Origin of the sequence: Paenarthrobacter aurescens, from assembly GCF_041549525.1 — a bacterium.
Lineage (GTDB): Bacteria > Actinomycetota > Actinomycetes > Actinomycetales > Micrococcaceae > Arthrobacter > Arthrobacter aurescens.
Genome location: NZ_CP157456.1, coordinates 1,175,229 through 1,200,289 on the forward strand (window position 1 = coordinate 1,175,229; position 25,061 = coordinate 1,200,289).

Below are 25,061 nucleotides of genomic sequence, written 5' to 3' on the forward strand. Positions count from 1 at the left end.
CCACAAAAACAGAAGGCTAGGTCGCGTGTTCGATTCAGAGGTTCAACGAATCCTGGACTTCGTCGCACGCGGCATCGGAGTGAGGGTTGTTGGAGCACCCGGTAGCGGTAAGACCACGGTGTTGCGCAGCGTCATGAGCAACTTGGAGAAAGCCGGAGTGTCTGTGCACTTCATTAGCGGTCTCCGCACGCACCGCTCCATCCCATATGCGGCCATCAAAGGACTCGGACTGGATGTTAGGCCGGGCCGCAGCGGAGTGCTGGACATCGCCGACGTGTTCTCCAGCCAGCTAGCCAAGGCGGGCAAGCACTTGCTGGTAGTTGACGATCTTCACCTGGTGGACAGCGAATCCCTTGCCGTACTGGAAGCTGTGAGGCGGAGATCGGACTGCCCTATGGTGGCCACGGCACCGGAAACTTGGGTCTTCTCCCGAGGTCAGTTGGCCGTTCTCAACAATGGCCGGGAGGCGCATCTGCAACTGGATCCCCTCCACTATGAGCAGGTCCACTTCCTTATTGCACAAGTGCTTGGGGCCCCGGCTGACGCAAACACAACCGCCCGCATCCTCACCAAATCGGCCGGCAACCCGCGCCTTATAGTGCGGATTGCAGAGACTGCCTCACTGAGCAATCTGTTGGTCTTGAAGGACCAGCAATGGACTATGTCCGCGGACAGCCTATGGAACGAGCACTTACGCGGCACGCTTGAGGCACTCCTGGCTGAACTAACTCCGGATGAGTTCACCGCGCTGCACATCATGGCGATTCTCGGTACGGCAAGGGTGGATGTACTCCACAAGGTCATTCACGCGGACGCTTTGGAAGGGTTGGAACGCAGAGGGTTCCTGTCCGTTCTGGCTGATAACCACAACGGTTCCATAGCTGCCATCAGCCCACCAGTGATAGCTGACTACTTCCGCGGGAGCAAGAAGCTACGTGACCGCAAACTGCTCCGAAGCAAAGTGGCAGGCCTTCTTGAAGCAGCTCCACACGGCGTCCCGGAACAATACCCGAGTTCGGACAGCCTCTCGCGCGTGCTTGCCTCACTCCGCCTCGAACGGGGTGATGACGACGCCATTACTTCCCGGCAAATCCAAGAGCACAACGCTGAGAGGGAACGTATCCGCTTTGAGCGCTGGCAGGACAACAAAACGGCGGCCAATGCAGCAGCATTCCTCCGCATCTATTGGGGCGCACCCGTGGATCTGGAACGTGCCAGCCGCGTCTGTGCTGAAACAACTGACGCCGACGCCGATCCCCGGGACCTGCTGTTTGTCACCATCACCGAGGCTATGCTCGCGATCCATACTGGGCGAGGCCCGAGGGCCGCCGTCGACATCCTCCAAAAGTTCGCAGTGAACAACCCGCACTTGCAGGCGGAGGCGGAAGACGCGATCCTGTTCCTCAGTTCGTCACACGGCAGGGTTCCGCTGGACGTAGCCAAGGTGGCAAGAACTGTTGAAAACCCGGAGGCGGGCATGGGCGGCTTAGTCCAAGGGCTGCTGGAGCTCTACCGCTTCAAGCCGGCAGCGGCCCTGCAAGCAGTGGACGGAGCGGGCGACGACGACGCGTTCTTGCATCTGCGCCCGTTCGTCCGCAGTTTCGCGCTTTTCGCTGCTGGTCGTGTAGAGGAGTCCTTGGTGCTGGCCTTGGACTGGCGAGCAGAAGCGCGAAGGAACTTGGACCTGTTCGGCGTAGTCACCAGCAGTTACGTGGCCGCGCACGGCCTGCTCTACCGTGGACACTTCGAGGAGGCTGAGTACCTCATGAGCAGCGTCTTCGCGATGGGACGCCCAGGCCTTGTGGTGGACTCGCTCTACGACGCCATGCTCAGGCTCGCAGGGCTCCGACACGTCACAACTGCCATAGTTCCGGCGCTCTCCATAGCCGCGCAGGCGCGAACGGAAGTGGCAGATGTGGGACCGCTTCCGGGCATCGGCAAGGGGGCATACGAGCTGGTAGCCAAATACAACACTCAACCTTCCTCGTTTGACCGGGCATCCGCGAAACTCATTCGACGGCAGCTGAAGAGCGGCTACGCTTTCGAAGCCATGATGACGGCGCTGCTTTGTACCTGCCTTTGCCCTGGCAAGCCCGCCCTGGACCTGCTGCAGAAGATCATGCGCAACAGTGGGCTTGCCATTCACGATCAGCTCATAGCCATCGCGTCCGCGGTGGTTGAAGGTGACCACAAGCTTCTGGGGCTTCTCCTCAAACACTATGAACCAGACGCAGATACTTACCAGATTGGGATGCTGCTGCGAGGGGCTCTAAAACGGCATGTGATCGAGGGGGACGCGAGGGCAGCTGACGCCATGGCACAAGCTTCCTCTATCTTCGCTGTCCGGTTCCCGTCAGCCAATGAGCAGCTCTCTTTCAACGCTTTCAGGAGCACACCGCTAACTGAAAGAGAGATCGAGGTAGCCATTCTGGCCGGACACCGTACCAACGTGGAGATCGCGGAACAACTGGGGATCAGCGCCAGGACAGTGGAGAACCACATCTCCAACGCACTGAGAAAGTCCGGGGCAACGTCCCGTAATAGCCTTTTCATGCTCGTGGGGAATTCACTTCCTCCACGTTGAGCCGGGATAGGCTGAGTTTCTGTGAATAACTCCCCGGTGTTGGCCCGCCGACTAGGCACCTTTGACGCTTCACTGATCGGTTTAGGGTCCATGATTGGTGCCGGCGTTTTCGCTGCCTTCACCCCAGCCGCCGCAGCCGCAGGATCAGGGCTGCTCATCGGGCTGGTGGTGGCCGCCTTCGTCGCCTTCTGCAACGCCACATCCTCGGCCCAACTGGCCGCAGCCTACCCAACATCCGGTGGCACCTATATCTACGGACGCGAACGGCTCGGCCCTTGGCCCGGGTTCCTGGCGGGATGGGGCTTCGTCATCGGCAAGACGGCGAGTGCTGCTGCCATGGCCATGACCTTTGCCGCCTATGCCGCACCGCAAGGTTGGGAACGCCCGGTGGCGATTGCCGCCGTCGTGGTTCTGACGGCGGTGAACTATCACGGGGTGACCCGGACAGCAGGCCTGACACGGGTGCTGGTGATTGCGGTGCTTGCCGCTCTGGCCATTGCCGTCGCGGCGGTGTGGGGCGGCACCGGCCCCGACTTTAGCGATTTTGTGGGGGAGGGGCTGCTTGCCCACGGCTGGTACGGCATCCTGCAATCGGCCGGGCTGTTGTTCTTCGCGTTTGCCGGGTACGCAAGGATCGCAACAATGGGTGAGGAAGTACGCGAGCCCAAACGCACCATACCCCGGGCCATCAGCATCGCTTTAGGGATCACCATCATCATCTACGCCGGTATTGCCGTGACGTTGCTGGCGGCTCTTGGCCCGGACGGCGTAGCCGCCACGCCGACTCCGTTGGCCGATGCGGTAAATGCTGGGGCCTTGGGATGGCTTGCGCCAGTGGTCCGTGTTGGTGCCGCGGTAGCCTCACTTGGCGCACTGTTGGCGCTCATTGCAGGGCTTGGGAGGACGAGCCTGGCGATGGCTCGGGAACACGACTTGCCGCACTGGCTCTCCGCAGTACATCCGCGGTACAAAGTCCCGCATCGTGCCGAGATCACGCTTGCCGTGGTGATCTGCCTGATCATCGCGGTAGCGGACCTTCGAGGGGCAATCGGCTTTTCATCATTCGGAGTTCTGCTCTACTACTTGGTAGCCAATATCGCCGCCTACACCCAGCCTTCCCAGGACCGCCGGTACCCGAAGTTCCTGCAGGTGGCCGGGGCGGTGGCTTGCGTGGTTCTCGTTGCAACCCTTCCGCCGGTGTCCGCCGGCCTGGGCGTTCTGATGTTCGCCATTGGTGCTGTGTACCGCTTAGTCCGGTTGCGATTAAGCCGCCCAACCCGATGACGCTTTACTAGGCTTTAGTAGGCACGGTCCCACCAGGGGGTGAAGGTGGAACCGTGCCGCAGTGCCCCCGACGTCAGGGCAGATGGGACTCCCGCCGGACACCGGGATAGCCGCCCCGGAGGCACAAGAAGAGACTATGGGCAGTTTTTGGGCTCTAGGTGTCCGGAACCGGCGACTAGGTGCCGATACAGCTCGAATTAGGGGTAGTGGGGAAGCAAATTAGGTGCTGGAGCGGAGCGCCTAGGTGGTGGCGCGCCGTCGAGCGTTTCGTCGTTCCACCGACTCCATGTACGTGACGATGCTGGCAATCGTCAGGGCTGCAGAGCAGATAGCAGCCACCGCCGTGAACGTCTCCTGAAGCGGCACCACAATGAGGGGACTGAGCATCAGGGCGTTACCGAAGCCCGCCGCCGTGAATAGTCCGATCTTGAGAAGCAGGTACTTGAGCGGCTCGGCGATCAAAGCCGCCACTGGAACCACAACTCCCAGAACCACCAGGAGAAACACGGCTCCCAGCTGCACATATGCGGGCTCAAGAACTGGAAATTCCTGCGGAGGCGGTGCCGTCCACAGCAGGGTGGCTGACACCGCTGAGCAAACTGCAATAACGCAGGTGATGATGCGAAGAGCTACTGGGTAGAAATGTGTGATCACTGGCAAGTCCTAGTCTTTGTCGGTCAACCCGTCCAAAGAGGTAGTAGCCGGAACCAGTGACATGTGACGCGGAACCTGCCTGGCGCTGGCAGAAGCGTGGGCCGCCGTTGTTACTTGGCGTCTACATGCGCCCGGACGGCCGCAGCCTTTCGAGCTGCGGCCGTCCCAGCCTTTAGTTACCTTTCGCAGCCGATTCCATCATTGTCGTTGCCGTCAAGCTGATAGATATCTGTACCAATCACCGTGACAGGTCCCCTGACATATGCTGGGCCGTTGCCGCTGCCACCCGCGCAGTCCACGTCCGAGGCGATTGGCACGCATCCGGAGTAGTTCGGGTCGCAAGCGTTTTGAGCGGGCGGAGCAGCCGGAACCACTTTCGCCTGTGCTTGTGCTGCGGCATCTGCCGCTGCTTTATCTGCGGCCGCCTTGGCCGCAGCTGCGGCATCCGCTGCCGCCTTGTCGGCCGCTGCCTGCGCTGCGGCTGCCTGGTCGGCTGCCGCTTTATCCGCTGCGGCCTTATCTGCTGCAGCCTTGTCGGCTGCCGCCTTTTCCGCGGCAGCCTTTGCCGCCGCCTCCGCGGACCGCTGGTCCAACAGTTTCTTGGCGCTGGCTGAGTCCAGCCACGTCATCTTGCCAGCCTGATCAATGACGCAAACAAATGTCTGACCGGCAGAAGTCTGAGTCGCCTTCTCCGTTGTACAGACCGTGCCGGCTACTTTGCTTGGCGTCGGAGATGGAGTTGCGGAAGGCGATGCCTTTGTACTGTTTACAGAGCTGGCACTAATTGATGCCCCCTGAGCGCACGCTGTGGCTGTAATGAGCAGCGAGGTGACGGCCACGAGCCCCAATGTTTTTCGGCTAGGCGTCCACGAAGACTTGCTTCCGAAATGCCTATTTTTGGCCGTGCGAATAGAACCCTTTTTCAATGTATTGCCCCCTTGTAGATGCGCCGATGCGATGGCGCGTGCAGTGACCATAACACCTTGCACAACAGCAGAGGGAGGAGAAGCCTTCTATTACTTAGCGCGCCGCGTGCTTCTTCTTGGTGCCGCTCTCCTCGACACCTTCCGCGTCAATAATGGAGGCACCCGTTCCCAACCCGCGCACCGTCCACCCGGCACAGCGCCAAGCCTCAGCGTCCAGTACGTTGCGAGCGTCCAGCACCATCCGGCGTCGTACGAGTGCCCCGGCAACAACCGGCGAGAGCTGGACGTATTCGTCCCATTCGGTGAGCAGCAGCACCAGCTCGGCGCCTTCGAGAGCGCGTTTAGTGGAGGCCTCGAAGCGGATCTGCGGGTAGCGGATCCAGGCGTTGTTGATGGCTTTGGGGTCGGTGACGGTCACGTGCGTGCCGGCGTCCGCGAGTTGCTGTGCGACGTCCAGTGCGGGGGAGTCGCGGATGTCGTCGGTGTCGGGTTTGAACGCCGCGCCAAGGATGGTCACGGTGCGGCCGGACAGGAAACCGCGGCACATTTCGCGGGCAACCTCCACGGCGCGGGAGCGCTGGTCCAGGTTCACCGAGTCAACCAGGGCCATCCATTCATCCACCGACGGCACCGAGAGCTCGCGTGCCTGAGCGCGGAAAGACCTGATGTCCTTCGGCAGACATCCGCCACCAAAGCCGAGACCCGCGTGCAGGTACCGGTTTCCGATCCGCGGATCCAGACCCATCGCCTCGCTCAGCTCGCTTACATCGGCGCCCGACGCGTCGCACAGCTCGGCCATCGCGTTGATGAAACTGACCTTCGTGGCGAGGAACGCGTTCGACGCCGACTTGATGAGCTCCGCGGTTGCGAAGTTACACACCAGCCGCGGGATGCCGGCACTGATGAGGGGCTCGTACACGGCATCCAGAACGGCGGTGATCGGCGCGCCCGCTGCAGCACCCTTGCCGCCCGGAACGCCGTAAACAAGACGGTCTGGGACCAGCGAATCCTTCACGGCCGTGCCCTGACGCAGGAACTCGGGGTTCCAGCCAAGCAGCACGTCCGAGCGTCGGGCCAGGACAGCGCGGAGCGTCTCCACCGTGCCTACCGGCACTGTTGATTTACCGACGACGGCGGCCCCCTTAGCCAGGTGGGGAAGGAGGCTCCTTGTGGCGCCCATCAGGTAGGAGAGGTCGGCGGTGTCAGAGGTTTTGGACTGCGGGGTGCCCACGCACAGGAAATGGACCTGCGCATCCGCAGCAGCAGCGAAGTCCGTGGTGAACACGAGCCGGCCGGTGGTCCGGCCGTCCCTAAGGAGCTCGTCCAGGCCCGGTTCATGGAACGGTGCCAACGCCTTGTTGAGCTGCTCAACTTTGGAGGAATCGACGTCGATACCCACCACGGCGTGGCCCATCGAAGCGAGCGTTGCGGCGTGGACTGCGCCGAGGTAGCCGCAACCGATCACGGAAATCTTCATGAGGAGGTTCCTTTGCTTGAGGTGAACTCGCTGGGCCCGGATGTTCCGATGGGCACACCGGCGATGACTTCGTTGTAATGGCGCACCAGGTCCGCGCTGAGCACGGGCCACGTGCGGCCCTGCACCGACGCGGTTGCTGCCGTGGCGAACGCGCGGCGCTTGGCGTCGTCGCCGATCAAGTCCTGTACGTAACCGCGCAGCTGAGCCAGATTTCCGGGCTCATAAAGCCAACCCGTGCGCGAGTTCTCGACGAGATCCAAGGGCCCGCCACGGCCGGTCGCCACCACGGGAACACCGGATGCCATGGCCTCCTGGATGGTTTGGCAGAAAGTCTCGAACTCGCCCGGATGGACGAAAAGATCAAATCCTGCGACGGCCTCCGCTAAAGCATCTCCGCCAAGGAAACCGGCAAAGTGGGCGTTCGGCAGTGCCGTCTGGAGGGCCTCACGCTGCGGACCATCGCCAACGATGACCAGCTTCGTGTTCGGCAAATCGGCTAGCACCGCGAGATCTTCAACCTGCTTCTCGACGGCGAGCCGGCCGACGTAGCCGATGATGCGGTGACCATCGCGCGCTACCGAGCTGCGCCACGCCGTCGAACGTTTCGCAGGGTTGAAGCGCGCGGTATCCACACCGCGGCGCCACATGTCCACGCGCAAGATGCCGCGTCCGCGCAACTGGTTCAGCGCGAACGTTGACGGCACAAGGGTTCGGGTGGCTAGGAGGTGGATGTTGTCCACGCGGTTCCAGGCCCAGTTCTCCAGGAACGGCACGCCGTATCGGGCGGCATAGCTGGGAACCTCGGTTTGGTAAATGGCCACAGTGGGGATGCCCAGCTGATGGGCGGCCTGCACGGCGCGCCAGCCGAGGACGAACGGGGAAGCGAGGTGAACCACGTCGGGGGAGAAATCGGCAAGGATTCGCTTGACCCGATTCACACCACCCAACGCAACCCGCACATTCGTGTAGCCGGCCAGCGGCACCGAAGGAAGCCGGTGCACATACGCACCCTTCTCGACGCTCGAAACATCAGTGTCCGAGGTCGACGGCGCGATCACCATCACCTCATCCCCGCGCTCCTGCAGATGCTCCAGCACCCGCAGTATGGAATGGGTTACCCCATTCATCAATGGCAGGAATGATTCGGCGACGATTGCGATCCTCACGCCTTCAACGGTGGTGGCGGCGGTTGGCTTGCTGGGTGCGCGGGGGTGGCTTGCGGGGGAAGAGTTGGTTAACAGGTGGGTTGGGTGGCTTCCTTGCTTCGTCGCTAGGGAATCGCCCAAAAAACGTCGTCGGACGGAGGTTCGGCTCTCATCTGTATGCGCTCTTGGTTCTGGCCTAGTCCAAGTAGAACGGACTGCATGTCGGCAATGACCCCCCTCGCCTTGGCGTAGTATCCGTGGCCAAAAGTCGAGAGGTCGAATGACCTAACCTGAACTGTATCGATGTCCGGCAAGACCGTGACGGGAGGTGAAAAACCAGCTCGATCAGAAGTTTGAAGAGCCTTGGCTAGGGCCAGGGCTCCATCCCACTTTGAAACGTACATGGTGGTTCTGTCGGATATTGCGGGATACGCCGTGGCGAGGCGCCTGAAAAGCGGAACATCCACATCTGGTGCAGCTAAAATGATGGCACCGAACCGGACTTTATCGTTAACGGTTGAGCGAGCCAGTTCCTGAATCGATCGGCCGAGAAGTCTATTGCCCATGGAATGTACTACGAGGTTTACCTTGGTGGCGCCAGTATCCTTACAAAGCAAGCGCAAGAAGTCTGCGAATGCCTCTTCGCTATCATCGGCACTATTCTGGTCACCAACATATGCTAGTGGTTTGGCAAAGGAGGGCCAGCTGTAAAGTGCAGTGATTCCTTCTACGTCCAGATCAAATCCGATTTGAGCCGCCCGTATTGCGGCTTGTTTGAAAGAAGTATTGTACCCATGGACGTACACTAAGGCCGTGCGCTCCTGGGTGGGGTAACTGTCAAGTTCAGCCGATAGCGCAGCAGCAAATTGTTCACCACATTCGAAGGTCTGTATGCCTAAGAGGGTCATGGGTCCGTCGTAGGAGCTTGGTTTGAGCAGTCGCCGCCAGCGGGAACCCCTCAAGGAACCTGGCCGATGTTCCCGCGGTATAGAGACGAGGGCTCGTCCGTAGTGGTTTTCTGAATTGTGTCCTCGACCATTTTGGAAAGTAATCGAGGAACCTTCGCCCTTTTCTCGAATGCGGTTTGTAGCGAACCAGACAGGATATTGACCAGAGGTTGCCGGGTCTATCCGGGAGGACTGCAGGTGGGAGGGGTCGAAATCTTCATCACTGAGGTTCCGCGCGTGCTGGCTTGGCCCCAAGATGACGCCTACAGGTTCCTTGGCGCTGCCCGCCATTTGGCTTCGGCGGGCTGTGCCTGAATCGTCAACGACGTCAAGGTCCTCGATAATCCTAGTGGTATTGAGGGATGAGGGAATGAGACCAAGGGTTGACGGCGGAAGCGGGCCGACAGAGGTAAGGTTTTCCAGAGCGATCCAGGGCTTGGTTGCTTGGCTGGCATCGCGCAACGCTGAAAACTCTGTGATTCGAAGGATGGTATTCGCCAAGCCCGAGAGTGATTCACCGCGTTTGCCGAGGTTCGAGTTCACGCGAACCAGCAGCCCTGAAACGTATGCCATGGAATACGTTCGCTGATTAGCCTCACTAGCGGTGCTGAATTCGCGTGTGAAGACGTCTAGGGATACCAGAGCTGGCTCTATACACGCGGCCAGGGTTGTGCTTTCGGACATGTCGCGCCAGAGAACGCGCATCGCATTACCGAATTTTATTCGACTGCTATTCTCTCCGGACCTCGCTGAGGCATTGATACCGTAGCCAGCAATAATGGTACCAGCTCGAAGCAGTTCAAATATTGCGACTGATAGACCTGGCTCGTCCTCGTTGTCTACAAATTGCAGGGTCTGCAGACACTCAAGGCGTGATGCTCTGTTGTAAAGTTTGGCCTCAAGGTGCCGCAAGGAGGTCACAGGTACTCCAGATCTTAGTTTTCGTATCCGTTATCGGACCTGCGTTATCCTAACCGGCCAACTCGCGGCTGAACGTCAGCTTCGGCTAGCAATGCCGCGGCAATTTCGGGCGCAGTGAACTGCCTCAGGCCCCACCCCGCGCCCGCTTCAAATCCTTCCGCAACCCACGGTTATCTTCCCGTAGCCCGCGGTTGTCGTCAGCCAGCCCCTTGTTGTCCTCCGTCAATCCCCGGTTTTCCGCCTCGAGTTCCAGCACCAGCTTCACGCCGGCCAGGTTCAGCCCCTCATCAAGGAGCGCCCCGATCCTGCGCAGCGTCGCGAGGTCGTTTTCGCTGTATCGGCGAGTGCCGCCGTCGGTCCTGCCAGGGGTGAGCAGGCCCTTGCGTTCGTATTGGCGGATGTTCTGCTGCCCGGTGCCAACGAGCTCGGCAGCCACCGAAATCGCGTAGACGCCGCGCGTGCCCGGCCCCGCACCAGAGGTGCCGTCCGCGCCGGAAGCCGCCAGTCCGCCGTCGTACTCCTCAGCAGGAGTTCCGCCGTCCGATGCCGCCATCAAGAACCTCCAAAAATCTTCCGGAAAACTACTTGCATCAACTCTCTCACCGGTGCTATAAAAAATCTATACCAGCCACCACAGATAAGGCTGGCACAACAGAGTCAGCATCAAGACCAAAGGAGTGAGAACCACATGCTGATGCGCACTGACCCGTTCCGCGAATTCGACAGGCTCGCACAACAGGTTTTTGGCACAACAGCACGCCCGGCCGGAATGCCGATGGATGCATGGCAGGAGGACGGACAATTCGTTGTTGCCTTCGATCTGCCAGGGGTGGATCCGCAAACGGTTGACCTGGACGTCGAGCGCAATGTCCTCACCGTAAAGGCAGAACGTAAGTCGCCCGCTGGCGAGAACACCGAGATGATCGCCGCCGAACGCCCCCAAGGCGTCTTCAGCCGCCAACTCATCCTCGGTGACACCTTGGATACCGATGGCGTCCAGGCAAGCTACGACGCCGGCGTGCTCACACTCCGCATCCCCGTTGCCGAGAAGGCCAAGCCGCGGCGCATCGAAATCCAGTCCAGCGGGCAGAGGCAGGAAATTAACGCCTAAGCCCGTCCGCCCTGCCGGAAGGCTCACCCGGGGGTGGCTGACCGGCGGGGCGCCGAGCGGGAACAACGGAGGCGGCCGCATCGGAATAGTTGGGCGCAGGCTTCGCGCCACGTCACAGCGTTTTTTAGCGCACATGAAAGCGACCCCCGCCCGTCGTCTCCCGAGTTGATGGCCCCCGGTCCACGCCGGGGGCCATCTCCCAGTCCGCAGCAGGAACCAGTCCGCAGCAGGAACCGGAGCAGCAGGTGAGCACCCAACCTGACCACTACGCCACTCTTCACGTGTCGCCGGACGCGACGGCCCGTGAAATCACCCGCGCCTACCGCTCGCTGCTACGGACGCATCACCCGGACACACGCCAGAGGGCCGACGACGGCGGCACCACCTCCGCGGCCGACCTCCAGGAACTGCACGCCATCATGCAGGCGTACGTCGTTTTGTCGGACCCAGGAAAGCGGGCGGCATACGATCGTGCGCGCAGAACACCCGGTAGTACTGGCGGGACGCCGGTGAAAGTGCGCTTCCACCGCTCCGGGTCCACGGCTCCCCAACGCGAGCAGTCCCCATTGTCGTTTGGACCGTCCCGTTGGGATCCTTCACCCCGCAATCTGAGATCACCGAGGAGTAATCCATGAGCGCTTGGCGTCCCTATGACGGCCACATCATTCCCGCGTTCTATGAGCGGTTCGAGAAACGTTGGGGGAGAGGGACGGCACCTTTCCTGGACCCCGAAGTCCACGAACAACCCATGCCCCGCGCTCAATGGATCAACCCGGACACCGGCGCTGCCGTGGCCGTGGTTCCCATCTGGACCGACGATCCCGAGCACCGCTCTTTCGGCGTTTTCTACCTCCCGCCGGCCGGGGATATCTGGATGCTTCGCCCAGGACCAACGACGTTCCTGGAGCCCAGCGGGGGAGCCAGCCGCGAGCAGGTCACTCTCCGCAACGATGCCTTCAAGAAGGCCGTCAACCACGCCAAGGAGTTCATTTACGGGCCGCAGCTTTAGGGGGCGTGCTTTCCTCAACCAGGGGTGAGCTCTCGGCTCTAAGTGGGCACCAAAGTGCCGAGAAGTCGCCCCTCGGCGAGGGGCGTGAAGCGCAAAAGAAGGCTGGTGCAGCCTGCGGAACGAATCCCAGGCGGCTGCACCAGCGGCTAGTACGACTTTCTGTTATTAGTTGTGACACCGATTCATTGGCCGCTCCTAGTTCCCGGCTTCGATTGTTTCCGGGTCTTGCAAAGTCTGCACAGGGCGGGGAAGAGCAGAAGTGGCGGTTGAGGGCTCCATCCCCGGGAGAACACCTCCCATTTTACGGCGGCCCTTGGGAAAAAGCGCTGGAATTCGCGGTATTTCAGGGGAGCCTCCCGGGCGGGCGGGGCGCCCCGTGGCACGATAGATCACGATGAAACTGCGCGCTGATCAGACCGGAAACCGTGGCCTCCCCATGCCCCTTTGGCTGCAGGGTGGTTTGGAAGCGGCTCAGGCAGCGTTCATTTCCGCCATTGTTGTGATCCTCCCGCTGGTGGGAGTGTGGGCAACGGACGGGTTCCAGGACCGGAACGTGGACTCCTTGGCACGGCTGGGCGGCCAGGCTTGGCTGCTGATCCACGGTGTCCCCCTGGAGCTGGCACAGGTCAACATCGGCACCGCGGCCCAACCAGGTTCCGGTTTGTTGTCCCTCTTTCCCCTTGGCCTGACGCTCATCCCGTTCCTGCTCTCATGGCGCGCAGGCCGCAGGCTCGCCCGGGCGTCCTACACGGACCAGCTGTGGCAGGCCTTCTTTGGTGCGTTTGTGGTGTACGCGGCGTTCGGGACTGCCACCGGATTCATTTGCCGGACACCGGAAGTCGGCATCAATCTTTGGTTTGCCATGACCATTCCGCTGATCTCCTTTGGCCTGGGCATGATTGTTGGTGCCCGGCGTGAGGCAGGCTCGTGGAGCCGGCTGATCGGCGTCGACGCCGTGGCGTGGCTTGCTAAGACCAGCCAGCATTCCCGCTGGGCCGGCTCCTACGTGGGCTCGGCTCTGAAGGCCGGCTTCGTGGCCACCATGGCTTCGGTCTGCCTGGCAGCATTGCTCCTGGCCGTCACCATCGTGTGGCACTGGACGGACATTATTGCCGTCTACGAGGGACTGAAAGCCGGCGCCATGGGCGGTGCCGTGCTCACCATCGCACAGCTCGGCTACCTGCCCAACCTCGTCATTTTCGCCCTGTCGTGGTCCACAGGGGCCGGCTTCTCGCTGGGTGTCGGCTCAACAGCGGGTCCGCTGGGCACCGCCGTCGGACCTCTTCCTGCCCTTCCCGTCCTTGGTGCCCTTCCCGCGGGACAGCTCGAATTCGGGGTCATGGCCCTTGCACTGCCGGTTGTCGCGGGGATCCTGGCGGGTTGGTGGTTCCTGCGCGAAGGCGAGAACCATTTTGACGAGTGGCTCTCCATCAAGATCAAAGCCCGTTGGTTCACGGCCGCCGTTTCCACCCTGTTCCTGGGCGCACTCATCGGCTCCGTTGCCGGGCTGCTCGGCGGTGCCCTTGCATGGATCGCCCGCGGTTCAGCGGGCGTTGGGCGGCTCACGGAAATCGGACCCCACCCGTTGTGGATGGCAGTATGGCTGGCCGCCGAAGTGGGCATCGGCGTCGTGATTGGCTACGCAGTGGGGCCGTGGCTGGAACGCAGCCAGAAGCAGCGCGAGGCGAACCTCGACGAAGCAGCGTACGACGACGAACACGCCTGAGTGGGTCCGCTCGGCTAACGCCGGGGCGAGCCTACCGCAACGGCCCCGGCATGGAGTTCTCCAGCTGCGTGAGGCACTGCGTCTTGGCAGATTCCGTGAGCGCGCTGCGTGAGCAGTCCTGGTACGTGCTGACCTGATTGAAGAAAAGCGTCGACGTCAGGATCAGCAGGCACATCACAGCCGTGACAACCAGGCCCGAAATTGTCCCGAACAGCATCAGCCTGGGGTGCTTGTGCTTCAGCGTCCGGACCAACACCACAATGCCCAGCACCAACGCGGCAAGCGTCAGGATGGCGCTCAACCACACGTAGTTCACATTCAGCGAGAAAACGAAGAACGCGCCCAAAGCCGCCAAAAGGAAGGCGCGGAAGAGGTTCTGGCTCACGCCAAGGGCAGACTTCTCTGCCTCGGAGCGGGGTTGTTGGTTCGGCTTGGAACCGACGTCGGGATTCATGTTTTCCAGCCTACGCGAGCCGCCCATAAGCTAGTGCAATGCGCATTGTTGTCCTCGTCTCCGGTACCGGTTCAAATCTTCAGGCAGTCATCGACGCCGTGAAGTCGGGTGAACTGGATGTCGAGATCGCCGCTGTGGGCGCCGACCGGCCCGATACCTACGGTGTTGAGCGCTCCGACGAAGCCGGGATTGAGACGTTCGTGGTCAACTTCAACTCGTTCGATACCCGTGCCGAGTGGGATACCGCCCTGCGCGACAAAGTCCTGTCCTACCAGCCGGACGTGGTGGTTTCCTCAGGCTTCATGAGGATCGTCAGTGCCGACTTCATCGACGCTTTCGGCGGCAAATACGTCAACACGCACCCAGCCCTGCTGCCGTCGTTCCCGGGCGCCCACGGAGTGCGCGACGCAATCGCCTACGGCGTGAAGGTCACTGGGTGCACCGTTCACTGGGCCGACGCCGGCGTGGACACGGGCCCCATCATCGCCCAGGAAGCGGTGACAGTTCTCCCTGAGGACTCGGAAGAATCCCTGCACGAGCGCATCAAGGTAGTGGAGCGCCGCCTCCTGGTTCAAACGCTCGCTGACCTGGCTGCCGGCCCCGCCTAGGGGCCGGATCAGGAGAGGACGCGCTGCTTCGTCTCCGGGGCGAAGAACGCCATCCACAGCACGGACAGCAGCACCAGCCCGCCAGCCATGGCGAACGACTGCGCCAAGCCGAACTCCGGCCAGAAGAACGAGGCGAACACCAAGGGGCCGAAGCCTGCGCCGATGCGGGAGAACGTAGAGGCCCAGCCGAAGCCGGAGCCACGAAGTTCCGTTGGGTACAGCTCGGACACATACGCATACAGAACCGGAATGGCCACCTGGACCACAAAGCCGAACACCAGCAGCCAGAACACGGCAGCCGACGGCACATCCACCACGAACGCCACAATCACCAGCGTCAGCGCGGACAACGGACCGGTGATGGCCAGGATCCACTTACGCCCAACACGCTCCACCAGCAGGGCGGCAACAACGACGCCCAAAAGTCCGACCGCGGCCATGCTCGCCGTGGTGACAAACGCCTTGTACTCCTCGAACCCGGCGCCGATGAGAATGCGGGGCATCCAAGTGAGCGACAAGTAATAGACCAGCAGGATGCTGAAGAACAACGCCCAGGCCGCTGTGGTGATCTTCCAGTTGAACTGCCAGATCCCACGCAACTGCGCCCAGGCACTGCCGGGGGAGAGACGCGGCGCGGCCTGGGGTTCAGGCAAGCTATACGCCCGCGCCTCGGCGCCGGTTGCCTTCACCAAACCATCAATCACGGCAGCCGCCTCAGTGCGACGACCCGCACGAATCAGGAACAGCGGAGACTCCGGAACGGAACGCCGCACCCAAAACACCAGCAACGCCGGCAGCACCATGATCAGCATGGTGAGCCGCCAATCGCCAAAGGCCGCCACAAGCCCGGCGGAGACAAAGCCGCAGAGCGCGGCACCAATGGGCCACCACCCATCCATGGCCGTGAGCACCTTGCCCCGTTGCTTCCGGGGCGTGAACTCACCCACCAGCGCGTAATCCACGGGGATGCAGCCGCCCAAGCCAAAGCCGGCCATGAAGCGGAAAAGGCAGAACCACACAATGTCCGGGGCGAAGGCACCCAGAACCGTGAAGATGCTGAAAATCAGGAGGGTGGCTGTGAATGCCTTTTTGCGGCCGATGGTGTCCGCAATGGTGCCCCACGCAAACGCGCCCACGGCCATGCCAATAAGGTTGGCCGTGCCGATCCATGCAGCGTCAGCCGGCTGCAAAGACCAGTGCTTGGACAGTAGCGGTATCAGGATGCCGTTGAGTGTCACATCCCAGGCGTCGAACATGAACCCGAGCCCGCCGATCAGGAAAATCCGCCCCTGGACCTTCCACCGCCATGGCAGTTCCTGCACCACTTGTTCGCCGCTGGGCACGGCTGTGTATGTATTCATTTGCCCTCCTGCATGCAACTTTATGCGCTGGGGCCCACGCTGCAGGACGCGTTACTTCCGGTTCTCGATTGCCCTTCGCAGGAAACCGCCGGCTTCTTCCAAAGCACCCTTGGCCTGACCTGCCTCGATGCCCGTCAGGAGTACCAAAATGGCCGCTTTCACCGAACCGCCAACAGAGTCCAGAGCCGCCGCAGCCTCCTGGGCCGAAACCCCGGTGGCGTGCTGAACCGTGCGCTGCGAGCGGGCCAGCAATTTCTCGTTGGTGGCACGCAGATCCACCATGAGGTTTCCGTACGTCTTGCCGAGCTTCACCATCACCAAAGTGCTGATCATGTTCAGGACAAGTTTCTGCGCCGTGCCCGAGTTCAGCCGGGTGGAGCCCGCAATGAACTCCGGACCCACAACAACCTCAATGGCGGCAACGGCCAGATGGCTCACGGCCGAACCCTTGTTGCACGCCAGCGACGCCGTAAAAGCTCCCCGCTTGCGGGCTTCCTCCAGGGCACCGATCACGTACGGCGTCCTGCCCGAGGCCGTAATGCCCACGACGGCGTCGGCTTCGGTCACGTTCACGTCGTGCAGGTCCCGCGCGCCGGCAGTTGCATTGTCCTCGGCATACTCCACCGGCTGCTGGATCGCTTTGGTGCCGCCCGCGATCAGCCCGACGACGAGTCCCGGCGGGGTACCGAACGTCGGCGGGCACTCGCTCGCATCCAGCACACCGAGCCGCCCGGCCGTTCCCGCTCCCACATACAAAAGGCGGCCACCGCGCTGGAGTCGCTCCGCAACGGCGTCGACCGTTTGAACAATCGCCGGACTGGCGGCCGCAACGGCGGCGTGTACTCCTGCACTGTGGGCGAGCATCGCTGCGACGAGTTCTTCAGTGCCAAGGATGTCCAGGTTTTCCAGGCCCTCGGCTGTGGCCTCGGTCTGCAGTCCGGCCAGTTCCGTGCGCAGGCCCGCTAGGTTGTCGGCGTTAGTCGGGCCAGTTTGTTCCGTCACGATGGATGTACCTTTCCTGGATGAGCCCGCGGCGCGTCGCAGCGAGGGCAGCACCATCCAAGCCATCGCCCAGCGGCGCCACCACCTCAATCCCAGCCGAAGCGAGGGACTTCCGCAAGAGCGACGCGAAGAAGTCCGAGCCCACCACACCGCCCAGAAGCGCCACGCGAGGGCTGCTGCCGTTGTCCCCGCCCGACGCGAGCTTCACCGTATGGGTCAGAATGCGGCACGCCTCGCTGACGATGTCATGTGCGACGGCGTCACCCGCCTCCGCGGCGTGCAGAACCAGCGGCGCGAACCGGGCCATTGCCCGGTAGGGGTTCTCGTTTGCCGCGAGCCAACCCGGAAGCATTTCGGGCGACTCAACCAGAGCGCCAGCAGCAGCGGAGAGGGACGTGGCCGGGCCGCCGTCGTGCGCTTCAAGAACTGCCTGAAGACCCTGCTGGCCAATCCACCGCCCGCTGCCGCGATCGCCCAAATAGGGACCCCAACCGTCGGCGCGGTGCAGATTGCCCGCTTCGTCAAAGCGGAACGCCACGGCGCCTGTGCCAACAATGAGGGCGGTTCCGGGGGCGCCCTGAAGTGCTCCAAGCTGGGCGGCCGTGGCATCAGAGAGGACGGCTGCGGGCACGCTGAATCTTTGGGACAACATGGTGGCCAGCTCCTGCGACTTTTCCGCGGACGCCTCAACCCCTGCCACAGCCGCGCCAACGCCGGTGATCCCGCTCATCGGAAGGCCGGGCGGAAGGAGGCTCACAGTTTCGAGGAGGAGTTCGAACGCGAGGGTGGGCCCGTTGTCCACGTGCACCCCGGGGAAACCGTGCTGGTCCGCGGCGCCCAGCAACTCCGTACCGCTGCGCAGCTCCACGCGGCAACGGCTCTTCCCAACATCGGCAACAAGAACAACCTCGGTGGCTTCCATGGATCAACCCTATGTTGCGGGGCCCGTTCTGCGTGGTTGGTTGGTGGTTTAGCGCGCAGAGCGGGCCCCGCAACGGATCCGGCAATGCGTTGTGGGGCCTGATGTGCGCCTTTTGAGCCAGGAATGGCGCGCAGAGCGGGCCCCGCAAGTCTTGTGGAGGAGTAGTCAGGTGGGCCTCCGGGGGCCGATTCTGTGGATAACCGAATGCGAGCCATCGTTTCCCGCAAGCATGGACCCATGCGGAAGATCACCCCTTTGCCAATGGACATCAACCCACAAGGCTTCCTTGTAACCGACGCGTACGCTTCCGGCGTTCCACGGTGGCGGCTCCAAACCAAAGAACTCGTGACGCCGAGTCGGGGCATTCGTATCGCCGCGACGAACGAACGCGACCTCGAACTGCTCGCGCGGCTGCACACGGCAGTCACTCCGCGCTGCGCAATCAGTCACGTCACGGCAGCACTGTTATGGTCCATGCCGCTGCCCATTTACCTCCAGGACGAGGGCAAGAGCGGGCCAATCCATGTAACCCGACGGCAAGAGATCGGCAGGGTGAAGCGTCGCGGAGTGATAGGACATCGGGCTCCGCTGCTTGCCCGGGACGTTCGCGTGGTGAACGGGGTTCGACTGACATCGCCGGAATGGACATGGGTGGATCTGGCCAGACACATGGGAAGGTCGTCCCTCGTGGCAGCTGGCGATTCTTTGCTGTCCAGGGAAAATCCCTTGTCCTCGATCGAAGCCATCCATGAAGTTATTGATCGGCGTCCCAAGGTCAAGGGAATCAGAATGGCCCGGGAAGTTCTGACGTTGCTGAGGACGGGCGTCGATTCCCCTCAAGAGTCAAGGCTGCGTCTGAAAATCGTCGACGCCGGACTGCCGGAGCCAGAAATTACCGCACCGATCTTCGACGAGCACGGGAGTTACATATCCACCCCTGATCTCCAGTACAAGGAGTACAAAATTGCCATGGAGTATGAGGGTGATCATCACCGCTCGGACCCGGTGCAATGGGGCAAGGACATCGAACGCGACGATCGGCTTCGCGCCTTGGGGTGGATCGTTCTGAAATTTTCCGATGTCCAGATGAAAGGCGGGTGGGCCAACGCGGAACGGAAGGTGCGCGATGCGTTGGTGTCGCGCAGGTGGCGAGGGCCGTCGTCGTAGTTTCTCGTCTGCCGAGTTGTGGGGCCTGGTGTGCGGCCTTCGTGCCGGGAGTGGGACGCAGAGTGGGCCTCGCAACGCAGGAGCCACCAACTTGTGGGGCCGGGTGTGCGGCCTTGGCGCCGGGGAAGGCACGCAGAGTGGGCCCCGCAACGGAGGGGGGCAACGTGTGGGGCCGGGTGTGCGGCCTTGGCGCCCGGAATGGCGCGCAGAGTGGGCCCCGCAACGGAGGAGCAGCCAAAAGACGCAAAACGGGGCCAACCACGAAACGCGATAAACTCTCCGTATCCCACCACCCGCGATACCACCCCGCGACATCTACGCGAACTAAGACGGAGACTTTTGTGAGCTTGACGCAGCTTGACCGTGTTCCCATCCGCCGTGCACTGATCTCGGTTTACGACAAGACGGGACTGGAGGAGCTCGCGAAGGGCCTGCACGCAGCCGGCGTCGCCATCGTTTCCACCGGCTCCACCGCCAAGAAGATCGCCGCCGCAGGCATCCCGGTGAAGGAAGTCGAAGAAGTCACTGGCTCCCCGGAAATGCTGGACGGCCGCGTCAAGACCCTGCACCCGCGCGTGCACGGCGGCATCCTGGCTGACCGTCGCGTCCCGGCGCACATGGACACGCTCGCCGGCATGGAGATTGAAACTTTCGATCTTGTTGTGGTGAACCTCTACCCGTTCGTGGAGACTGTAAAGTCCGGCGCAGCGCAGGATGACGTTGTTGAGCAGATCGACATCGGAGGCCCCGCCATGGTGCGTTCGGCCGCGAAGAACCACGCCGCCGTCGCCATCGTCACGGACCCCAACTTCTACGGCGCAGTAGTGGACGCCGCAGCACATGGCGGTTTCGACCTCAACACCCGCAGGCGCCTGGCTGCCAAGGCGTTCGCGCACACGGCCAGCTACGACAATGCTGTTGCTACTTGGACTGCCAGCCAGTTCCTGGACGAAGACGGCGACGGCATCATTGACTGGCCCGCCTACGCCGGCCTGTCCCTGGAACGCTCCGAGGTCCTCCGCTATGGCGAAAACCCGCACCAGCAGGCCGCGCTTTATGTGGACAAGGCTGCTCCGGCGGGAATCGCCCAGGCTGACCAGCTGCACGGCAAGGCCATGAGCTACAACAATTTCGTGGATGCCGATGCAGCCCTCCGCGCTGCGTTCGACTTTGCCGAGCCCGCCGTTGCGATCATCAAGCACGCTAACCCGTGTGGTGTCGCGGTCGGTTCCGCTGACGCTGCCGATCCGATCGCGGATGCCCACGCCAAGGCCCACGCCTGCGATCCCGTCTCCGCTTTCGGTGGCGTGATTGCTGCCAACCGCACTGTCACCGCCGGCATGGCCCGCACGGTTGCGGACATCTTCACCGAGGTTGTCATCGCCCCGGACTTCGAGCCTGAAGCGGTGGAGATCCTCTCCAAGAAGAAGAACATCCGCCTCCTCGCCCTGCCTGAGGGCTACGGCCGCTACCCCTCCGAGATGCGCCAGGTATCAGGCGGCGTCCTGGTTCAGATGAGCGACAAGGTGGACGCCGACGGCGACAACCCCGCCAACTGGACCCTCGCAGCCGGTGAAGCCGCTGACGAAGCAACCCTCGCGGACCTCGCCTTCGCCTGGACCGCCTGCCGTGCGGCCAAGTCCAACGCCATCCTGCTGGCCAACCATGGTGCAGCCGTGGGCATCGGCATGGGCCAGGTCAACCGCCTGGACTCCTGCCGCCTGGCCGTGGAGCGGGCCAACACGCTGGGCGTGACGGTGGAGTCCGACGTCGAAGGTGCTGGCGGCGCGTCCAACACCAGCGGTGGCGACGCACCTGAGCGAGCACGCGGTGCCGTTGCAGCCTCGGATGCGTTCTTCCCGTTTGCTGATGGTCTGGAGATCCTGATCAACGCCGGTGTCCGCGCCGTGGTCCAGCCTGGCGGTTCGGTCCGCGACGAGGAAGTCATCGCCGCAGCCAACGCTGCAGGCATCACGATGTACTTCACCGGCGCACGCCACTTCTTCCACTAGTCCCCACCGCCGCCCTAACCTCGCTGCGCTTCGGCCAGGGAACCCGGGCGGCGTGGGCCCACAACGAAAACGGCGGCCGCCCCCGCGAAGGGGACGGCCGCCGTCGTGCTTTATTAGTCGTGCTTTATTAACAGGGACGTGCCTACAAAAGAGTGTCCGCTACGAAGCCGCTGCAGCAGTGTTGTAGGTGGACTGGATGACGGTGCCCCAGTAAGGGCCGTACATGGTGGTGGAGTTGCTGCCGTATCCGTAGCTGTTCACGGAGTTCTGGTAGCCGGTGGAGCTGGTGCCGATGAACCACGGACCGCCCGAGGAACCACCGGTCATGTTGCAGGGGATGCCCTGGCTGTTGAACTGCGGGTTGTAGGGATCGTTGGTGGCTTTGCCGGAGCAGCTCTTGAGCGATTCACCGTTGAAGGGCGAGCCTGCCGAGTAACCGAAAGCCTTGTAGCTCAGGCCGCGGGCGGCGTTGAACTGGACGCCTGAGGAACCCACAACGTCGGCGAGGCGCTGGCCGTTGAGGGTGTTCATGACGGCGAAGGCGGTGTCGTACTGCATGTTGCCGTTGGAGGCCCACTGGGTGGGGGCGTACAGCGCCTTTGCCGTCCACTTCCCGTAAGGTGCTGCACCGTTGAGGTAGGCGGGAACGAAGACGAAGTTGGTGGCGTAAGCGCCCGGGCCTTCGTTGAGGCAGTGCCCGGCGGTGGACACGGTGCTCTTGTTGGCGGCGGTGACGGAGTTGCCTGAGCAGACGTAGTTGGAGCCGCCCAAGGTGAAGAAGATCTTGCCAATGTGCTTGACCGGCGTCTCGCTCTGGTTCACCTTGCGGTCGATCGTCTTGGCGTCGGTTGCTGCGGGCTGGCCGGCGATGCTGCTGATGGCGCCCGGGGCTTCGGTGACCGGGGCTTTGCCGAAGTTGAGGAGTTTGCCGCGTTCGAGTGCTTTTGCGGCGAGGATTTCGCCGGACTTGGCGTTCTTCATGCGTTCGGGGGTCCAGTAGTCTGCAGCGCCGGCGTCGGACACTACATGGCTGCTGACCGCAGCGCCGCTTGAGTCTGTGGTGTTGACCGGTGCCGCGTTGGCGCTGGTGGTTCCAACCAGCGCCAGGATTGCGGCAGCGGACAGACTCAGCAGGCTTGTGGCCAAGGTCTTGGTTTTTGTCACGTTGTTCCTACCTATCGAGGGAGTGAGGCGGCCAGTGATGGCGACCGCCGACTGACGGAATCGAAGGTATCGCGCGTATGACAACTTTGTAAAGAGATGTTTCATACTTTGTGATAATTTGCTGTCACTTGCTTGTTAACTGGCAGGGTCCCTCTCGGGTGCCGTCATTCTGCCCGGCGCGACGGCGGGTGGCGGCAGCGGCCGTCAGGCCGCCGTCGGGCGTTAATCGCCGGAGAGCGGTAACGAACACGTGATCCCGGACACGAAGAGCCGTCAAAACGGTCTACTCGGGTAAGTTAGGAGATGTTGAAATCTGCAGACTTTCAGGGAGAACCCCGCCAATGGCCAAGATTATCTATACCCACACAGACGAAGCGCCGATGCTGGCAACGTACTCATTCCTGCCGATTGTTGAAGCGTATGCCTCCACCGCAGGAGTAGAGGTGGAGACCCGCGATATTTCGCTGGCCGGCCGCATCATCGCCGTCTTCGGTGATTTCCTGACTGAAGAGCAGCGCACAGGCAACGCCCTTGCTGAACTTGGTGAACTGGCAAAGCAGCCGGAAGCCAACATCATCAAGCTGCCCAACATCAGCGCTTCCGTGCCGCAGCTCAAGGCTGCCATCGCCGAGCTCCAGGCCCAGGGCTACGCCCTCCCGGACTACCCGGACAACCCCTCCTCGGACACCGAGACGGACATCCGCTCGCGCTACGACAAAATCAAGGGCTCCGCTGTGAACCCGGTGCTGCGTGAAGGCAACTCGGACCGCCGCGCACCGTTGTCGGTGAAGAACTACGCCCGCCAGAACCCGCACTCCATGGGTGCCTGGTCCGCTGATTCGAAGACCAACGTTGCCACCATGGGCGAGAACGACTTCCGCTCCAACGAGAAGTCCGTTGTACTGGAATCCGCGGATTCCCTGACCATCCAGCTGGTTCGCGAAGACGGCAGCACCAAGGTCCTCAAGAAGGATTTCCCCGTCCTTGCCGGCGAAGTTGTGGACGCTACCGTGCTCCGCGCCAACGCCCTGGATGAGTTCCTCAAGGCACAGGTTGCCCGCGCCAAGGAAGAGGGCGTCCTCTTCTCCGCACACCTGAAGGCCACCATGATGAAGGTCTCGGACCCCATCATCTTCGGCCACGTGGTCAAGGCTTACTTCTCTGAGCTGTTCGAGACCTACGGCAAGCAGCTCGCAGCCGCAGGCATCAGCCCCAACAACGGCCTCGCAGCTATCCTCAGCGGCCTCGAAGACCTGCCCGAGGACGTCCGCGAAGGCGTCAAGGCAGCCATCTCCAAGGGCCTCGAAGACGGTCCGGCGCTGGCCATGGTTGATTCGGACAAGGGCATCACCAGCCTGCACGTTCCGTCGGACATCATTGTTGACGCCTCCATGCCTGCCATGATCCGTTCCTCCGGCCACATGTGGGGCCCGGACGGCAAGGAAGCAGACACCCTGGCCGTCATCCCGGACAGCTCCTACGCCGGCATCTACCAGGTTGTGTTGGACGACTGCCGTGCCAACGGTGCTTTCGATCCCACCACCATGGGCACCGTTCCCAACGTGGGCCTCATGGCACAGGCTGCCGAAGAATACGGCAGCCACGACAAAACCTTCGAGATCCCGGCAGCCGGCACCGTCCAGCTGGTGGACAGCAAGGGCAACGTCCTCAGCGAGCACCAGGTCTTCCCGGGTGACATCTGGCGCGCATGCCAGACCAAGGACATCCCGGTCCGCGACTGGGTCAAGCTGGCCGTCACCCGTGCCCGCGCATCCCAGACCCCGGCCGTGTTCTGGCTGGATGAGACCCGCGCGCACGACGCCAACCTGATCGCCAAGGTCAACGAGTACCTCAAGGAACACGACACCGAGGGCCTGGAAATCAAGATCCTTTCCCCGGTTGAGGCCACGGCCTTCACCCTGGAGCGCATCCGCAAGGGCGAGGACACCATCTCCGTCACAGGCAACGTCCTCCGCGACTACCTCACGGACCTGTTCCCCATCCTCGAGCTCGGCACCAGCGCCAAGATGCTCTCCATCGTTCCGCTGATCAACGGCGGCGGCCTGTTCGAGACCGGTGCCGGTGGCTCCGCTCCCAAGCACGTCCAGCAGCTGGTCAAGGAAAACCACCTCCGCTGGGACAGCCTGGGCGAGTTCCTTGCCCTGGCCGTCAGCTTCGAGCACCTGGCTACCACCGAGGGCAACGCCCGCGCACAGGTCCTTGCTGACACGCTGGATCGCGCCACGGGTACGTTCCTGTTGGAGAACAAGTCCCCGCGCCGCAGCGTTGGCGAGTTGGACAACCGTGGAAGCCACTACTACCTGGCCACGTACTGGGCGCAGGAACTGGCAAAGCAGACCGAAGACGCCGAGTTGGCCAAGGACTTCGCAGCAATCGCTGAAGCCCTGACCTCCAACGAAGAAGCGATCGTTGGCGAGCTTGCCGCAGTCCAGGGCACCGGCGTCGAACTTGGCGGTTACTACCGTCCGGACGCCGCCAAGGCCGCTGAGATCATGCGGCCGTCGGCCACGTTCAACAAGGTTCTCGCGGACCTGAAGAAGTAGCCCTCCGGAGTTTTCGTACAGAT

General features: G+C 62.3%; 21 protein-coding genes. 10 read left to right on the forward strand and 11 right to left on the reverse strand.

Translation table 11 applies throughout. The annotated features are described in order from the left end of the window. Positions 1–25 precede the first annotated feature (25 nt). Together ABI796_RS05600 and ABI796_RS05605 are read left to right on the forward strand one after the other, a co-directional pair. A complete protein-coding gene (locus ABI796_RS05600) occupies positions 26–2,584 on the forward strand; it encodes a LuxR C-terminal-related transcriptional regulator (RefSeq protein WP_281283975.1) in 2,559 nt (852 codons plus the stop codon). 21 nt (positions 2,585–2,605) lie between these two features. Then, a complete protein-coding gene (locus ABI796_RS05605; RefSeq protein WP_141283133.1) occupies positions 2,606–3,868 on the forward strand; it encodes an APC family permease in 1,263 nt (420 codons plus the stop codon). A 240-nt stretch (positions 3,869–4,108) separates the two neighbouring features. On the opposite strand, the gene ABI796_RS05610 is transcribed toward ABI796_RS05605, so the two are convergent. The 6 genes from ABI796_RS05610 to ABI796_RS05635 all read right to left on the reverse strand — a co-directional run bounded on the left by ABI796_RS05610 (position 4,109) and on the right by ABI796_RS05635 (position 10,491). After that, entirely contained in the window at positions 4,109–4,522 is a 414-nt protein-coding gene (locus tag ABI796_RS05610) for a hypothetical protein (protein WP_141283132.1), read from the reverse strand. 176 nt (positions 4,523–4,698) lie between these two features. Beyond that, positions 4,699–5,151 (reverse strand): hypothetical protein, encoded by a 453-nt coding sequence (locus tag ABI796_RS05615; RefSeq protein ID WP_246095746.1) that lies wholly within the window; start codon positions 5,149–5,151, stop codon positions 4,699–4,701. 391 nt (positions 5,152–5,542) lie between these two features. Then, positions 5,543–6,925, reverse strand: coding sequence for a UDP-glucose/GDP-mannose dehydrogenase family protein (locus ABI796_RS05620; protein ID WP_141283131.1), 1,383 nt, complete (start codon positions 6,923–6,925; stop codon positions 5,543–5,545). Further along, positions 6,922–8,091, reverse strand: a complete 1,170-nt coding sequence (locus ABI796_RS05625; protein WP_141283130.1) for a glycosyltransferase family 1 protein — start codon at positions 8,089–8,091, stop codon at positions 6,922–6,924. The genes ABI796_RS05620 and ABI796_RS05625 overlap by 4 nt, the downstream gene beginning before the upstream one ends. A 104-nt stretch (positions 8,092–8,195) precedes the next feature. After that, positions 8,196–9,701, reverse strand: coding sequence for an alpha/beta hydrolase (locus ABI796_RS05630; RefSeq protein WP_170224892.1), 1,506 nt, complete (start codon positions 9,699–9,701; stop codon positions 8,196–8,198). A gap of 361 nt (positions 9,702–10,062) precedes the next feature. Continuing rightward, on the reverse strand, positions 10,063–10,491 hold the full coding sequence (locus ABI796_RS05635; protein WP_141283128.1) for a MerR family transcriptional regulator: 429 nt from the start codon (positions 10,489–10,491) through the stop codon (positions 10,063–10,065). A 135-nt stretch (positions 10,492–10,626) separates the two neighbouring features. On the opposite strand from ABI796_RS05635, the gene ABI796_RS05640 reads away from it, so the two are divergent. From ABI796_RS05640 to ABI796_RS05655, 4 genes are all read left to right on the forward strand, one after another. After that, positions 10,627–11,049 (forward strand): Hsp20/alpha crystallin family protein, encoded by a 423-nt coding sequence (locus ABI796_RS05640; RefSeq protein ID WP_026005349.1) that lies wholly within the window; start codon positions 10,627–10,629, stop codon positions 11,047–11,049. 281 nt (positions 11,050–11,330) lie between these two features. Continuing rightward, positions 11,331–11,684: a J domain-containing protein gene (locus ABI796_RS05645; RefSeq protein ID WP_246095753.1), complete on the forward strand. Its 354-nt coding sequence runs from the start codon at positions 11,331–11,333 to the stop codon at positions 11,682–11,684. Beyond that, on the forward strand, positions 11,681–12,058 hold the full coding sequence (locus tag ABI796_RS05650; RefSeq protein WP_141283126.1) for a hypothetical protein: 378 nt from the start codon (positions 11,681–11,683) through the stop codon (positions 12,056–12,058). The genes ABI796_RS05645 and ABI796_RS05650 overlap by 4 nt, the downstream gene beginning before the upstream one ends. 394 nt (positions 12,059–12,452) lie before the next feature. Further along, positions 12,453–13,784, forward strand: a complete 1,332-nt coding sequence (locus ABI796_RS05655) for a DUF6350 family protein (RefSeq protein ID WP_141283125.1) — start codon at positions 12,453–12,455, stop codon at positions 13,782–13,784. Between the two features lie 31 nt (positions 13,785–13,815). On the opposite strand, the gene ABI796_RS05660 is transcribed toward ABI796_RS05655, so the two are convergent. Next, positions 13,816–14,265, reverse strand: coding sequence for an iron ABC transporter permease (locus ABI796_RS05660; protein WP_141283124.1), 450 nt, complete (start codon positions 14,263–14,265; stop codon positions 13,816–13,818). A gap of 11 nt (positions 14,266–14,276) precedes the next feature. Between ABI796_RS05660 and purN the strand changes: the two genes are divergently transcribed. Beyond that, a complete protein-coding gene (purN, locus tag ABI796_RS05665; RefSeq protein ID WP_141283123.1) occupies positions 14,277–14,846 on the forward strand; it encodes a phosphoribosylglycinamide formyltransferase in 570 nt (189 codons plus the stop codon). Positions 14,847–14,854: 8 nt separating this feature from the next. Here purN and ABI796_RS05670 read toward each other — a convergent pair whose 3' ends face one another. From ABI796_RS05670 to ABI796_RS05680, 3 genes are read right to left on the reverse strand one after another with little or no spacing between them, the layout of a single operon-like run. Then, positions 14,855–16,207, reverse strand: a complete 1,353-nt coding sequence (locus tag ABI796_RS05670) for an MFS transporter (RefSeq protein ID WP_141283122.1) — start codon at positions 16,205–16,207, stop codon at positions 14,855–14,857. Between the two features lie 51 nt (positions 16,208–16,258). Beyond that, positions 16,259–17,209: an N-acetylmuramic acid 6-phosphate etherase gene (gene murQ / locus ABI796_RS05675; RefSeq protein ID WP_141283121.1), complete on the reverse strand. Its 951-nt coding sequence runs from the start codon at positions 17,207–17,209 to the stop codon at positions 16,259–16,261. After that, positions 17,184–18,131, reverse strand: a complete 948-nt coding sequence (locus ABI796_RS05680; protein WP_141283120.1) for an N-acetylglucosamine kinase — start codon at positions 18,129–18,131, stop codon at positions 17,184–17,186. The genes murQ and ABI796_RS05680 overlap by 26 nt, the downstream gene beginning before the upstream one ends. A 237-nt stretch (positions 18,132–18,368) precedes the next feature. Between ABI796_RS05680 and ABI796_RS05685 the strand changes: the two genes are divergently transcribed. Together ABI796_RS05685 and purH are read left to right on the forward strand one after the other, a co-directional pair. Next, positions 18,369–19,298 carry an endonuclease domain-containing protein gene (locus tag ABI796_RS05685; RefSeq protein ID WP_174754504.1) on the forward strand — a complete coding sequence of 310 codons (930 nt, stop codon included), beginning with the start codon at positions 18,369–18,371 and terminating at the stop codon, positions 19,296–19,298. Positions 19,299–19,639: 341 nt separating this feature from the next. After that, the gene (gene purH, locus ABI796_RS05690) at positions 19,640–21,310 is read left to right on the forward strand and encodes a bifunctional phosphoribosylaminoimidazolecarboxamide formyltransferase/IMP cyclohydrolase (protein ID WP_141283118.1); all 1,671 of its coding nucleotides are present in this window, start codon (positions 19,640–19,642) and stop codon (positions 21,308–21,310) included. A 159-nt stretch (positions 21,311–21,469) separates the two neighbouring features. Here the strand turns inward: purH and ABI796_RS05695 are convergent, their stop codons facing one another. Next, the gene (locus ABI796_RS05695; RefSeq protein WP_373092448.1) at positions 21,470–22,579 is read right to left on the reverse strand and encodes a serine protease; all 1,110 of its coding nucleotides are present in this window, start codon (positions 22,577–22,579) and stop codon (positions 21,470–21,472) included. 236 nt (positions 22,580–22,815) lie between these two features. Between ABI796_RS05695 and ABI796_RS05700 the strand changes: the two genes are divergently transcribed. Continuing rightward, positions 22,816–25,038 carry an NADP-dependent isocitrate dehydrogenase gene (locus tag ABI796_RS05700; protein WP_141283116.1) on the forward strand — a complete coding sequence of 741 codons (2,223 nt, stop codon included), beginning with the start codon at positions 22,816–22,818 and terminating at the stop codon, positions 25,036–25,038. Positions 25,039–25,061 lie beyond the last annotated feature (23 nt).